General features: G+C 64.7%; 14 protein-coding genes and 1 other RNA gene. 6 read left to right on the top strand and 9 right to left on the bottom strand.

Going from position 1 to position 13,142, the window contains the following annotated elements; translation table 11 throughout:
* The first annotated feature begins 155 nt into the window (after positions 1–155).
* Entirely contained in the window at positions 156–1,295 is a 1,140-nt protein-coding gene (locus ACZ5KU_RS30065; protein WP_054061166.1) for a DegT/DnrJ/EryC1/StrS family aminotransferase, read from the top strand.
* Positions 1,296–1,429: 134 nt separating this feature from the next.
* Here ACZ5KU_RS30065 and gcvH read toward each other — a convergent pair whose 3' ends face one another.
* From gcvH to ACZ5KU_RS30105, 8 genes are all read right to left on the bottom strand, one after another.
* Positions 1,430–1,813, bottom strand: a complete 384-nt coding sequence (gcvH, locus tag ACZ5KU_RS30070) for a glycine cleavage system protein GcvH (RefSeq protein WP_054061165.1) — start codon at positions 1,811–1,813, stop codon at positions 1,430–1,432.
* 59 nt (positions 1,814–1,872) lie between these two features.
* On the bottom strand, positions 1,873–2,955 hold the full coding sequence (gene gcvT / locus ACZ5KU_RS30075; protein ID WP_464736634.1) for a glycine cleavage system aminomethyltransferase GcvT: 1,083 nt from the start codon (positions 2,953–2,955) through the stop codon (positions 1,873–1,875).
* 156 nt (positions 2,956–3,111) lie between these two features.
* Positions 3,112–4,728, bottom strand: a complete 1,617-nt coding sequence (locus ACZ5KU_RS30080; RefSeq protein ID WP_416770928.1) for an ABC transporter permease — start codon at positions 4,726–4,728, stop codon at positions 3,112–3,114.
* A gap of 143 nt (positions 4,729–4,871) precedes the next feature.
* Positions 4,872–5,873 (bottom strand): extracellular solute-binding protein, encoded by a 1,002-nt coding sequence (locus ACZ5KU_RS30085; protein WP_054061502.1) that lies wholly within the window; start codon positions 5,871–5,873, stop codon positions 4,872–4,874.
* 231 nt (positions 5,874–6,104) lie between these two features.
* Positions 6,105–7,325 carry a 2-octaprenyl-3-methyl-6-methoxy-1,4-benzoquinol hydroxylase gene (locus ACZ5KU_RS30090; protein WP_464737443.1) on the bottom strand — a complete coding sequence of 407 codons (1,221 nt, stop codon included), beginning with the start codon at positions 7,323–7,325 and terminating at the stop codon, positions 6,105–6,107.
* Between the two features lie 134 nt (positions 7,326–7,459).
* Entirely contained in the window at positions 7,460–8,647 is a 1,188-nt protein-coding gene (gene ubiH, locus ACZ5KU_RS30095; protein ID WP_419737295.1) for a 2-octaprenyl-6-methoxyphenyl hydroxylase, read from the bottom strand.
* Positions 8,644–9,978 carry a Xaa-Pro aminopeptidase gene (pepP, locus tag ACZ5KU_RS30100; RefSeq protein WP_054058511.1) on the bottom strand — a complete coding sequence of 445 codons (1,335 nt, stop codon included), beginning with the start codon at positions 9,976–9,978 and terminating at the stop codon, positions 8,644–8,646. Before pepP ends, ubiH begins: the two co-directional genes overlap by 4 nt.
* Before the next feature lie 25 nt (positions 9,979–10,003).
* A complete protein-coding gene (locus tag ACZ5KU_RS30105; RefSeq protein WP_054058510.1) occupies positions 10,004–10,558 on the bottom strand; it encodes a YecA/YgfB family protein in 555 nt (184 codons plus the stop codon).
* A gap of 224 nt (positions 10,559–10,782) precedes the next feature.
* Here ACZ5KU_RS30105 and ACZ5KU_RS30110 point away from each other — a divergent pair, with 224 nt between their 5' ends.
* The 4 genes from ACZ5KU_RS30110 to ACZ5KU_RS30125 all read left to right on the top strand — a co-directional run bounded on the left by ACZ5KU_RS30110 (position 10,783) and on the right by ACZ5KU_RS30125 (position 12,206).
* Complete coding sequence (locus ACZ5KU_RS30110) at positions 10,783–10,992, top strand: TIGR02449 family protein (RefSeq protein ID WP_054058509.1); 210 nt, start codon at positions 10,783–10,785, stop codon at positions 10,990–10,992.
* Positions 10,989–11,306: a cell division protein ZapA gene (locus tag ACZ5KU_RS30115; protein ID WP_054058508.1), complete on the top strand. Its 318-nt coding sequence runs from the start codon at positions 10,989–10,991 to the stop codon at positions 11,304–11,306. Before ACZ5KU_RS30110 ends, ACZ5KU_RS30115 begins: the two co-directional genes overlap by 4 nt.
* A 30-nt stretch (positions 11,307–11,336) precedes the next feature.
* Positions 11,337–11,515, top strand: a non-coding RNA gene (gene ssrS, locus ACZ5KU_RS30120) — 6S RNA.
* Positions 11,516–11,600: 85 nt separating this feature from the next.
* A complete protein-coding gene (locus ACZ5KU_RS30125) occupies positions 11,601–12,206 on the top strand; it encodes a 5-formyltetrahydrofolate cyclo-ligase (protein ID WP_416770935.1) in 606 nt (201 codons plus the stop codon).
* 51 nt (positions 12,207–12,257) lie between these two features.
* Here ACZ5KU_RS30125 and ACZ5KU_RS30130 read toward each other — a convergent pair whose 3' ends face one another.
* A complete protein-coding gene (locus ACZ5KU_RS30130) occupies positions 12,258–12,488 on the bottom strand; it encodes a hypothetical protein (protein ID WP_017902648.1) in 231 nt (76 codons plus the stop codon).
* Between the two features lie 110 nt (positions 12,489–12,598).
* On the opposite strand from ACZ5KU_RS30130, the gene ACZ5KU_RS30135 reads away from it, so the two are divergent.
* Positions 12,599–13,048: an EVE domain-containing protein gene (locus ACZ5KU_RS30135; RefSeq protein WP_054058507.1), complete on the top strand. Its 450-nt coding sequence runs from the start codon at positions 12,599–12,601 to the stop codon at positions 13,046–13,048.
* The last annotated feature ends 94 nt before the right edge of the window (positions 13,049–13,142 follow it).

Here is a 13,142-nt window from a genome sequence, read left to right on the forward strand (position 1 = left end):
CGACTGCCGCGAAGCATCCGTTCAGCGTCAGGACAGCAAAAAGCACCGAAATTTCACATCAAATCAGTATGATCGATGGCATCGCGGCATTGCTGTCTACTCTTTACCGCCTGTGGAACATTTCCCGGCCTCTAAACATCGGACGTCACGACCCCATGAGCCAACTTCCTTTCCTGCCTTTCGCCAAACCCACCATCGACGAAGCGACCATTGCCTCGGTCGCCGACGTCCTGCGTTCCGGCTGGATCACCAGCGGTCCCAAGGTGGCGGCCTTCGAAGCCCAGTTGTCGGAATACTTCGGCGGGCGTCCGGTGCGGACCTTCAACTCCGGCACCTGCACCATGGAAATCGCCCTGCGGATCGCCGGCATCGGCCCGGGTGACGAAGTCATCACCACGCCGATTTCCTGGGTCGCCACCGCCAACGTGATCATCGAGGTCGGTGCCACCCCGGTGTTCGCCGACATCGACCCGGTGACCCGCAACATCGACCTGGACAAGCTCGAGGCCGCCATCACCCCACGCACCCGGGCGATCATCCCGGTGTACCTGTCCGGCCTGCCGGTGGACATGGACCGCCTCTACGCCATCGCGAAGAAGCACAACCTGCGCATCGTCGAAGACGCCGCCCAGGCCCTGGGTTCGGAGTGGAAAGGCCAGAAGATCGGCGCCCTCGGCGACTTCGTCTCGTTCAGCTTCCAGGCGAACAAGAACATCACCTCCTCCGAGGGCGGCTGCCTGGTGCTGAACAATGCCGAGGAAGCACGCCTGGCGGAGAAATATCGCCTGCAGGGCGTGACCCGCAGCGGTCATGACGGGCTGGACGTGGACGTGCTCGGTGGCAAGTTCAACATGACCGACGTCGCCGCGGCCATCGGTCTGGGGCAGTTCGCCCAGGTCGACGCCATCACCGCCCATCGCCGGGCGATGGCCGAGTACTACTTCGAGTGCTTCGGCAGCGATTTCGAGGAGAAGTACGGCGCACAACTGCCGGTGAAGGACTTCACCCACAGCAACTGGCACATGTTCCAGCTGGTGCTGCCTGAGCGCCAGGACGGTCGTCCGGCACGGGATACCTTCATGGAGGACATGAAGCAGCAGGGCATCGGCATCGGCTACCACTACCCGGCGATCCACCTGCTGAGCCTGTACCGCGCCCGCGGCTTCAAGGAAGGCATGTTCCCGATCGCCGAGCGGGTCGGGCGCCTGATCGTTTCGTTGCCGATGTTCAACGTGATCACCCAGGCCGATGTCGAGCGCGCAGTGACTGCGGTCAAGGCGGCGCTGTCGCGCTGAGACCGAGGCGCCTGCCCTATTCGCGGGCAAGCCACGCTCCTACAGGTTGTCGGTCGTACACAAAGTTACGGACGACTCAAAACTGTAGGAGCGTGGCTTGCCCGCGAATAGGGCCCCAGGGCCTTGCGCCCGATTTACTCGCCGATGGAGGCCTTGTAGCCAGCGGCATCCAGCAGCTTGTCCAGCTCGGACTTGTCGCTCGGCTTGAGCTTGAAGATCCACGACTCGTAGGGTTCTTCGTTGAGCAGCTCCGGCGAATCGGCCAGTTCCTCGTTCACCGCGATCACTTCACCGGACACCGGTGCATAGATATCGGAAGCGGCCTTCACCGACTCCACCACACCCGCCGCATCGCCTGCCGCGAAGGTCTTGCCGACTTCGGTCAACTCGACGAACACCACATCCCCCAACGCCTCCTGAGCGTGGTCGCTGATACCGACGGTCACCGTACCATCGGCTTCCAGGCGGGCCCATTCGTGGCTTTGGGCATAACGCAGATCGCTAGGGATAACGCTCATATTCAAGAGTCCTCGAGAAAAAGTGTCAGCGGCCTGCGGCACAGGCTCGCCGGATAAGATCAGACCAGGGTTTTGCCATGACGCACGAACGTCGGCTTTACCACGCGAACCGGGTACCATTTGCCGCGAATTTCAACTTCAGCGCGGTCGGCCGTAGCTGCGGGAACACGCGCCAGAGCAATCGACTTGCTAAGCGTAGGAGAGAAACTACCACTGGTGATCTCTCCTTCGCCAACGTCGGCGATACGAACCACCTGGTGCGCACGCAAGACACCGCGCTCCTCCAGCACCAGACCGACCAGTTTGAGGCTTGGCCCGGCCGCCTTTTCGGCCTCGAGGGCAGCGCGGCCGATGAAGTCGCGCCCCGTCGGTTCCCAGGCGATGGTCCAGGCCATGTTGGAGGCCAACGGCGAGACATTCAGGTCGATGTCCTGGCCGTAGAGGTTCATCCCGGCCTCAAGGCGCAGGGTATCGCGGGCACCGAGGCCGATCGGCGAGATACCGGCCCCGACCAGGTCGTTGAAGAACGCCGGGGCCTGCTGCGCCGGCAGCACGATTTCCAGGCCATCCTCGCCGGTGTAGCCGGTGCGGGCAATGAACCAGTCGCCGTCACTGCGGCCTTCGAAGGGCTTGAGCTGCTGGATCAGTTGGCTGCGGGACTGGCTCACCAGTTCGCTGATCCGGTGCCGGGCCTGCGGGCCCTGGATCGCCAGCATCGCCAGCTCGGGACGCTCCAGCAATTGGACATCGAAGCCGGTGAGCCTGGCGTTCATCCACGCCAGGTCCTGGTCGCGGGTGGCCGCGTTGACCACCAGCCGGTAACCGGCATCCGTGCGGTAGACGATCATGTCATCGACCACCCCGCCCTGCTCGGTGAGCATGGCGCTGTAGAGCGCGCGGCCCGGGCTGTCGAGTCGCTCGACATCATTGGCCAGCAGGTGCTGCAACCAGGCCTTGGCCTGGCTGCCGGCGACGTCGATCACCGTCATGTGCGAGACATCGAAAACCCCGCAGTCGCGACGCACCTGGTGGTGCTCCTCGACTTGCGAGCCGTAGTGCAGAGGCATATCCCAACCGCCAAAATCGACCATCTTCGCGCCGAGGGCGAGGTGCAGGTCATACAGAGGCGTGCGCTGTCCCATGGGTTTCTCCTTCCGGGCGTGGCGAAGGTGCGGACAGGCGCCGGACTGGCTTCAGCCCTTTATGAATGGGGCCTTGAGCCGTATTCCGGAACCCGGTCTGTCAGACGGACCACACCGAATGCCGCGCATTGTAGCCGCAAGGAACCGACCTGGCACCTAACCGATTTGCCTTGCCGAACGCCGGATCAGGCCGATCACCGGCAACAGGCCGACCAGCACCAGGGTCAGGGCCGGCAACGAGGCCCGCGCCCATTCGCCCTCGCTGGTCATCTCGAAGACCCGCACCGCCAGCGTGTCCCAGCCGAACGGGCGCATCAGCAGGGTCGCCGGCATTTCCTTGAGCACATCGACGAACACCAGCAATGCCGCACTCAGGGTACCGGGCAACAGCAGCGGCAGATACACTTTGAAAAACAGTCGCGGCCCGCCCACCCCCAGGCTGCGAGCGGCCTCCGGCAACGACGGCCGAATGCGCTCCAGGCTGTTTTCCAAGGGCCCGTAGGCCACCGCGATGAAACGCACCAGGTACGCCAGCAGCAGGGCCGAGAGACTGCCCAGCAGCAGGGGCTTGCCGGCCCCGCCGAACCAGCTCGACAGCGGGATCACCAGTTCGCGGTCCAGGTAACTGAAGGCGAGCATGATCGACACCGCCAGCACCGAGCCGGGCAACGCATAACCGAGGTTGGCCAGGCTGACGCCACTGCGGATCGCCCGGGTCGGCGCCTGGCGACGGGCGAAGGCCAGCAGCATCGCCACCGCCACGGTCACCAGCGCAGCCATGCCGCCCAGGTACAGGGTATGCAGGATCAGCCCGGTGTAGCGCTCATCCAGGTCGAGGCGCCCGCGCCGCCAGAACCAGGCCAGCAGTTGCAGCAATGGCACGACGAAAGCGCAGGCGAACACCAGCAGGCACCAGCCGCTAGCCGCCCAGGCCTTCAGGCCATGCAGGCGGTACAGCGCACTGCCCCGGGGCCGCTCGTTGCCGGCCCGGCTGGCACCGCGGGCCCGCCGCTCGCCATAGAGCACCAGCATCACCGCGAGCAGCAGCAGGCTGGCCAGCTGGGCGGCACTGGACAGGCTGAAGAAGCCGTACCAGGTCTTGTAGATCGCGGTGGTGAAGGTGTCGAAGTTGAACACCGACACCGCGCCGAAATCCGCCAGGGTCTCCATCAGCGCCAGCGCGACCCCGGCACCGATGGCCGGCCGCGCCATCGGCAGGGCCACCCGCCAGAACGCCTGCCAGGGCGACTGGCCGAGCACCCGCGCCGCTTCCATCAGGCCTTTGCCCTGGGCCAGGAACGCGCTGCGCGCCAGCAGATAGACATAGGGGTAGAACACCAGCACCAGCACCAGGATCACCCCACCGGTGGAGCGCACCCGCGGCAGCCGCAGGCCGCTGCCAAAGACTTCGCGCAGCAGGGTCTGCACCGGGCCGGAGAAATCCAGCAGACCGACGAAAACGAAGGCCAGCACATAGGCCGGAATGGCGAAGGGCAGCATCAACGCCCAGTCGAGCCAGCGCCGGCCGGGGAATTCGCAGAGGCTGGTGAGCCAGGCCAGGCTGACACCCAGCAGGGTCACACCGACCCCGACGCCAGCCACCAGGGTCAGGGTGTTGCCCAGCAGGCGTGGCAGCTGGGTATCCCAGAGGTGGGTCCAGATCTGCGCGTCGATCGACTGCCAGGACAGCAACAATACGCTCAGCGGCAACAGCACCAGGGCCGCGACGGCGAAGACCAGGGGGTACCAGCGGCGTTGGATGGGATGGGCCAAGAAACTTCTCGGTTGGGGTTGTGTGTGAGCGCCCTTGTAGGAGCGTGGCTTGCCCGCGAAGAACGATGACGCAGTGCCACTGGAACACCGCATCGCCTCATTCGCGGGCAAGCCGCGCTCCTACAAGAGATAGGATGGTGTTGTCAGTTCCAGCCGGCGCGGTCCATCAGGCGGATCGCCTCGGCCTGGCGCTTGCCGGCAATTTCCACCGGCAGGGCGTCGGGGACGAACTTGCCCCAGCTCGCCACTTCCGCCGACGGCGGCACCGCCGGGTTGGCCGGGAACTCCTGGTTCACATCGGCGAAGATCCGCTGGGCCTCGGGCGTGGTCATCCACTCCACCAGCGCCTTGGCCGCTTCCGGGTGCGGGGCATGTTTGGTCAGGCCGATCCCCGACAGGTTCACGTGCACGCCACGATCACCCTGGTTCGGCCAGAACAGTTTCACCGCCAGGTTCGGGTTCTGCTTGTGCAGACGCCCGTAGTAGTAGGTGTTGACGATACCGACGTCGCACTGCCCGGCGTTGATCGCCTCGAGCACCGCGATGTCATCGGAGAACACGTCGGTGGACAGGTTGTTCACCCAGCCCTTGAGAATCTGCTCGGTCTTCTCGGCGCCATGCACCTCGATCAGGGTGGCGGTCAGCGACTGGTTGTAGACCTTTTTCGCCGTACGCAGGCACAGGCGGCCTTCCCACTGCTTGTCGGCCAGTGCCTCGTAGGTGGTCAGGTCCGCCGGTTTCACCCGCTCGGTGGAATACGCCAGGGTTCGCGCGCGCAGGCTCAAGCCGGTCCACTGATGGGCCGAGGAGCGGTACTGCAGCGGGATGTTGCTGTCGATCGTCTTCGAGGTGAAGGGCTGCAGGATACCCATCTGTTCGGCCTGCCAGAGGTTGCCGGCATCGACGGTCAGCAGCAGGTCGGCGGTGGCATTCTCGCCTTCGGCCTTGATCCGCTGCATCAGCGGCGCTTCCTTGTCGGTAATGAATTTCACCTTGACCCCGGTCTTCCGGGTATAGGCATCGAACACCGGCTTGATCAGTTCGTCGATTCGCGAGGAGTAGACCACCACCTCATCGGCAGCGTGGGCGGCGCCCGCCATCAGGGTCAGGGCCAGGGCTGTCAGTAGACGCTTCGGTGCCGGCATGGGAGCGTTCCCTCAAGTGCGCAAGTAAGCGCGAAATGATAGTGACTCACATTTGCGCCCTCAACCGAAGTCGGCACGGAGGCGTTACCAGATGTTGCACAGATTCACCGCGGGTTTCCCATCTGCCCTATCAAGGCGCGTCAGGATTCATGCTTCTGTAGGAGCCGGGCTTGCCCGCCAAGCTTTCAGCGCTCTCCAGAACACTTTCGCGGACACACCGGGCACCGGCACCTACAAGGCCCTGGCCAGCTCCGGCAGATCCCCCGTCAGGCCCAGTGCCTGGCGCACGAACAGCGCCTTGGCCTCGGGCACCTGGTCGACCACCCTCAAGCCAGTATTGCGCAGCCAGCGCAACGGAAGCGGGTCGGCCTGGAACAGCCGCTCGAAACCCTCCATCGCCGCCATCAACCCCAGGTTGTGCGGCATGCGCCGACGCTCGAAGCGGCTGAGCACCTTCACACTGGCCAGCCGCTCGCCACGCTCGACCGCCCGCAGCAGCACTTCGGCCAGCACCGCGGCATCGAGGAAACCCAGGTTCACGCCCTGCCCCGCCAGCGGGTGGATGGTATGCGCCGCGTCACCGATCAGCGCCAGCCCCTCGGCGACATAACTCTTGGCGTGACGCTGGCGCAGGGGCACGCAGACACGCGGGTCAACGGCAAGCACCTCGCCGAGGCGCCCTTCGAAGGCGCGCTCCAGCTCATGGCGGAAGCTGGCTTCATCCAGTGCCATCAGGCGCTCCGCCTCACCCGGGGTGGTCGACCAGACGATCGAACACCAGTCCTGTTGGCCGTCACGCTCCAGCGGCAGGAACGCCAGCGGACCGTCGTCGGTAAAACGCTGCCAGGCGGTCATCCGGTGCGGCTGGCTGCTGCGCACGCTGGTCACAATGGCATGATGCATGTAATCCCATTCCCGCGTTGCACAACCGGCCAGGCGCCGCACCGCCGAATTGGCGCCGTCGGCGGCCACCACCAGCGGCGCACGCAGCTTGCGACCGTCGGCCAGGGTCAGCAGCCAGTCATCGCCGGAGCGGCGCATCTGCTCCAGCCGCGCATTGGCCAGAAGGCCCATGTCGCAGTCGTGCAGGCGATCGAGCAAGGCGTCCTGGACCACCCGGTTCTCGACGATATGCCCGAGCACCTCGGCATGCACACTGGCCGCCGAGAAGTGAATCTGCCCGGTACCGCTGCCGTCCCAGACCTGCATGTCGCGGTAGGGACTGGCGCGCCGCCCGGCAATGCCGGGCCATACACCCAGGCGCTCGAGAATGCGCTGGCTGGCGGCCGACAGGGCACTCACCCGAGCTTCGAACGGCGCCAGCGGATCGAACGGTTTGACGCTCATCGGCCCGCCGTCGAGCAGCAGCACCTGCAGGCCACTGTCTTTCAACGCCAGGGCCAGGGCACTGCCCACCATCCCGGCCCCGACAATCAGCACATCTGCGCGCATTTCCATGCTTCAAACCTTAGCAAGTGATGTAGGAGCCGGGCTTGCCCGCGAAGCTTTTTGGCGGCCTTGATGGCCCCTTCGCGGGCAAGCCCGGCTCCTACAGGATTCGTGGTGGCCAGAGACACCACAAGACTCTAGACATCGGCACGCGTTCCCAGGCCCATGGCCTGGCGGGCGAACCAGCGCTTGGCCGGCGGCAGCAGGTCCAGGCCCAGCAGGCCAAGGTTGCGCCCCAGGGCGACCAGCGGCTGGCCGCTGCCGAACAGCCGGGTGACCCGATCGGAGAAACCGACGGTCAGTGTCTGGTCCAGGCGCTGGCGTTCCTGGTAGCCGCGCAGGGTCGCAAAGTCGCCCAGTGGCGCCTCGCTGGCCAGCAAGGCTTCAGCCAGGGCCTGGGCATCGCGCAGGGACAGGTTGAAGCCCTGTCCGGCAATCGGATGCAGGCTATGGGCCGCGTTGCCCAGCACCGCCAGGTGCGGGCGGACCTGTTCCTCGGCCTCCACCAGGGTCAACGGGTACAGGTGTCGCGCACCGACCTGCTTCAGGGTGCCGAGGCGATAACCGAACACACCCTGCAACTCGCTGAGGAAGCTGCGCTCGTCCAGTTGCGCGAGCCGTTGAGCGTCCATCCCGAGCCGGGTCCAGACCAGTGCACAACGGTTGTCCGGCAACGGCAGCAGGGCCATCGGCCCTTCGTCGGTGAACCGCTCGAAGGCCATGCCGTGATGGGCTTCGCCCGGTGAAATATTGGCGATCAGCGCGCTCTGGTTGTACGGCCGCTTGCGCACGCCGATCCCCAGTTGCTCGCGCAGGCCGGAACGGCCACCGTCGGCCAGCACGGCCAGCTCGCAGTCGAGCACGGTGTCATCGTTGAGGCTCAGGCGATAGCCGCCTTCCAGTGGCTGCAGGCGGGTCACCTCGGCCGGGCAGCGCCAACTGACCACCTCCTGGTCCAGCCCCTGCCAGAGGCATTGGCCGAGCCAGGCGTTCTCCACCACATAGCCCAGGGCCGGCACGCCCTCTTCCATGGCCGACAGCCGTGCCGTGGAAAAACGGCCGCGGTCGGACACATGAATCTGCCTGATCGGCTCGGCGCGCTGGGCAATCGGCTGCCACAGCCCCAGACGTTCGTAGATCTGCCGGGAGCCGAAGGACAGCGCCGACGAACGCGCGTCATAGCTCGGCTGGTAGCTGTCGCCGGGGGCGAAGGGTTCGATCAGCACGATCTTCCAGCCACGTGCCTTGGCCCCGGCCTGCAACGCCAGGGCCAGGCTGGCGCCGACCAGGCCACCGCCGATGATCGCCAGATTGGCCCGGCTCATGCTGCAGACACCCGCGCAGCGGCCATCAGGGCCTCGATCTCGGCCACGGTCTTGGGCACACCGCCGGTCAGAATTTCACAACCTTGCCTGGTCACCACCACGTCGTCCTCGATGCGCACGCCAATGCCGCGCCATTTCTTCGCCACGTTCTGGTTGTCGGGGGAAATGTAGATCCCCGGCTCCACTGTCAGCGCCATGCCGACCTCCAGCACGCGCCATTGGTCGCCGACCTTGTAGTCGCCGACATCATGCACATCCATCCCCAGCCAGTGGCCGGCGCGATGCATGTAGAAGGCCCGATAGGCCTCGGTTTCGATCAGCTCGTCAACGTCGCCTTCCAGCAGCCCCAGCTCCACCAGGCCGCGGGTGATGACCCGCACCGTCGCCTCGTGCGCCTGGTTCCAGTGCTTGTCCGGGGCGATCTCGGCGAACGCCGCTTCCTGGGCAGCCAGCACCAGTTCGTAGATCGCCTTCTGCTCGGGCGAAAACTTGCCGCTGACCGGCCAGGTACGGGTGATATCACTGGCATAGCAGTCGATTTCGCAGCCAGCGTCGATCAGCACCAGGTCACCCTCCTTGAGCACCGCGTCATTCTGCTGGTAGTGCAGGATGCAACTGTTGCGTCCGGCGGCAACGATCGAACCGTAGGCCGGCATCTTCGCCCCACCCTTGCGGAACTCGTAGTCCAGCTCGGCTTCCAGGCTGAACTCATGCAGGCCGGCCCGCGCCGCCTGCATGGCCCGCACATGGGCGCGGGCGGAAATCGCCGCGGCCTCGCGCATGACCTTCACTTCTGCCGCCGATTTATACAGGCGCATGTCGTGCAGCAGATGATCCAGGGCAACGAATTCGTTCGGCGGCTGCGCGCCGAGGTGGGCCTTGGAACGGATCACGTTGATCCAGTCCATCACGTGCCGATCGAATTCCGGGTTGCTGCCCATCGCCGAATACACCCGGTCGCGCCCTTCGATCAGGCCCGGCAGGATGTCGTCGATATCATTGATGGGAAATGCGTCGTCCGCCCCGTAGTCACGGATCGCGCCCTCCTGGCCGGCACGCAGGCCGTCCCAGAGTTCGCGCTCGGCGTTGCGTTCGCGACAGAACAGCACGTATTCGCCGTGGGCCCGGCCGGGGATCAGCACGATCACCGCCTGGGGCTCGGGGAAACCGCTGAGGTACTGGAAGTCGCTGTCCTGGCGATAGACATGCTCGACATCGCGGTTGCGGATCATCACCGCAGCCGCCGGCAGGATCGCGATGCTGTTGGGTTCCATCTGCGCCATCAGCGCCTTGCGCCGCCGGGCGTATTCCGCTTTCGGGATATGGATCATGGGCAGACGGAACTCCCTTTCGAACTCAGTGCAGCGAAGGCTTGGCAGCCGGCTCGGCCGGCTTGTTGACCTCGGTGAACAGCAGCAGCGGCGCGACACGCAGGTATTCCATGACCTCCATGTAGTCGTTCTCGCCGTCGTCGGACTCTTCCAGGGCGTCCTGGACCTGGGCGATGGCGGCCAGGTCCTGCAGCACCTCGGTGGCCTCGATGCTCAGGGCATTGGCACGGTAGGTCAGGCCGAAACCGGCGAGAAAGCCCTGGCACCACTGGCCCAGCGCGGCGGCACGTTCGGTCAGCGGCGCGTCGTCGCTCGGCAGCAGCAGGACCACGGTCATGTCGTCGCTGGTCAGTTCGCCCTTGACCATCTCCTGCAGGCCGATCAGGGCGTTGCGCACGTTGTCCTGCGGCTCGCCTTCGAGCAGTTCGGCGGCATCCACCAGCCAGCTGTCGGCCTCGAAGCCGGCACCGGCGCAGCTGCGACCGAGCAACAGGCCGTGCAGTTCGGCCGGCGAGACCGGATGGCCATTGCTGCTCAGCAGGGTGGCAAAGGCGTTATAGGGGGAATTCTGAATAGGCATGGGCGGCTAGGCGCCGAACGGCGCAATGTCTAGAATGAAGGCCTTGTATCCTAGCATTCGAGGGCCCGCCAAGACCATCGAGGCGGACAACTCGTTTGCCAGGGTCTGGACGAAATGTTTTCAGCGCGGCCTGGGCGAGCGCCGATACATTTCGCACAGAGCCCAAACGCTCCAGTCACGACCGCTCATCAGTCATATTCAGTCGACATCAAAGTAGATAATGAATGGAAGACAACGACCTGCACGCGCTGATGGCCAGACTCGAACTGTTGATTACCCGGGTCGAGCAACTAAAAAGCCAAAACAGACTCCTATTAGCTCAGGAAAAGACCTGGCGCGAGGAGCGCGCACACCTTATTGAAAAGAACGAAATCGCCCGGCGCAAGGTTGAATCGATGATTACGCGCCTCAAGGCCCTGGAGCAAGACTCATGAGTTCAAGCAATAACGTTACCGTGCAGATACTCGATAAAGAGTATTCGATCATCTGTCCCCAGGAAGAACGCAGCAACCTGATCAGCGCCGCGCGCTACCTGGATGGCAAGATGCGCGAGATCCGCAGCAGCGGCAAGGTGATCGGTGCCGACCGCATCGCCGTGATGGCCGCGCTGAACATCACCCACGACCTGCTGCACAAACAGGAGCGCCCAGATGTGCAGGCCAGCAGTTCGACACGCGAACAGGTGCGTGACCTGCTTGAGCGGGTCGACCTGGTGCTGTCTTCCGATTCGGACACCAGCAAAGGCTGATTCCCACAGCCCTTTCGGTTATACTGGCATCACTCCCTGGGGTGCTTGCCAGTTGACGATGTCCCTGAGCCGATTTGCACTACCCTGGAATTTGCACGTTGGGCCGGTGTGCATGTCCGCTAGACGGAAAGCCTTAACGCCTACTGCACCTTCCACCTTGAACTCTCGGGTTCAAGGGCTAAGTCGACAGCGGTTCATCCGGGGAGCCTGATTTCCAGGCCCATGTCGGTGAATGCCGACAGGGGTCTTCACGGGCCGCCGTCCTGGCCGCTCCACTGCCTGCAGCACGAATCCATGACCGAACCTGCGCCGCTTTCCCGCCCGCAACTTCGACGACTGCTGCGCAAGGCGCGCCGCGCCCTCACGCCCGGCGAGCAACGCCAGGCCGCACGCGGCCTGTATCGGCAACTGGCGCAACACCCGCTGTTCCGCCGTGCCCGCCATGTTTCCCTGTACCTGCCGACCGACGGCGAAATCGATCCGCGCCTGCTGCTGCGCGAGGCCCAGCGTCGTGGCAAGCACACCTATCTGCCGGTGCTGAGCGCCTGGCCGCGGACCAAGATGGTGTTCCAGCGGATTCGCCCCGGGGAAAAGCTGCGGCCCAACCGCTTCCGCATTCTCGAACCACGAATCAACCCGGCCGCCCAGCGCAAGGTCTGGGCGCTCGACCTGGTGCTGCTGCCGCTGGTCGGTTTCGACCCGCTCGGCGGACGCCTGGGCATGGGCGGCGGCTTCTACGATCGCAGCCTGGCCTATCAGTCGCGCCGCAAGAGCTGGCGCAAGCCGACGCTGCTGGGGCTGGCCCATGAATGCCAGAAAGTGGCGAGACTGGATCAGGCCAGTTGGGATGTGCCGCTGCGCGGAACGGTCACAGGCAGTGCGTGGTATATCGCAGGCTGAAGCGAGTGGAACAAGGGCGTCAACGCGAATGGCGACGCCTTTCTGGCGGGATCAACGCTTGAACAGGGTCGACTGCTGGGGCTGCTGCTGGGCGATCTCGACGGGAGCGTCCTTCTTGCCGGACCACAGGCCCTGGGCATAACCCGTTGTCACCACACCCAAACCGAACAAAATAACCAAAGTCCATAGTAAATCCGGTTTGCGTTTCATCGATTGCCCCCCTAGGCAAATCACATACGATGACAGCAGCGGTTTGATGATTAGGCCGTGCAGCAGCGTCAAGCTTAAAATTCCGGCATTTTGCGATAACGTGAACCACTACGCAAACGCTGGCGTCAACCGACCGTCGGTTTGTGTGAAATTGCCCGACAAACTGCCCAAGGAGCACCACCATGGCCTACTGGCTGATGAAATCCGAGCCGGACGAGCTCTCGATCGAAGGCCTGGCCAAGCTGGGCGAAACCCGCTGGGACGGTGTCCGCAACTACCAGGCGCGCAACTTCCTGCGGGCCATGGCGGTTGGCGACGAGTTCTTCTTCTATCACTCCAGTTGCCCGGAGCCGGGGATTGCCGGAATCGGCAGGATCGTCGCGGCGGCCTACCCGGACCCGACGGCGCTGGACCCGCAAAGCCACTACCACGACCCCAAGGCCACGCCCGAGAAGAATCCCTGGAGCGCCCTGCAGGTCGGGCATGTCGAGACCTTCGCCAAGGTGCTCGGGCTCGGCTACCTGAAACAGCAGGCCGCACTGGCGCAAATGCCACTGGTGCACAAAGGCAGCCGCCTGTCGGTGATGCCGGTGACGGCAGAGCAGTGGGCAGCGGTTCTGGCCTTGCGTTGACGGCGGCGGCCCATGCGCGGGCAAGCCGCGCGCCTACCAATACGACTCAAGACGGTAGAAGCGCGGCTTGCCCGCGAAAACACCCGGGCCGACA

Source organism: Pseudomonas sp. Tof1, assembly GCF_055390395.1.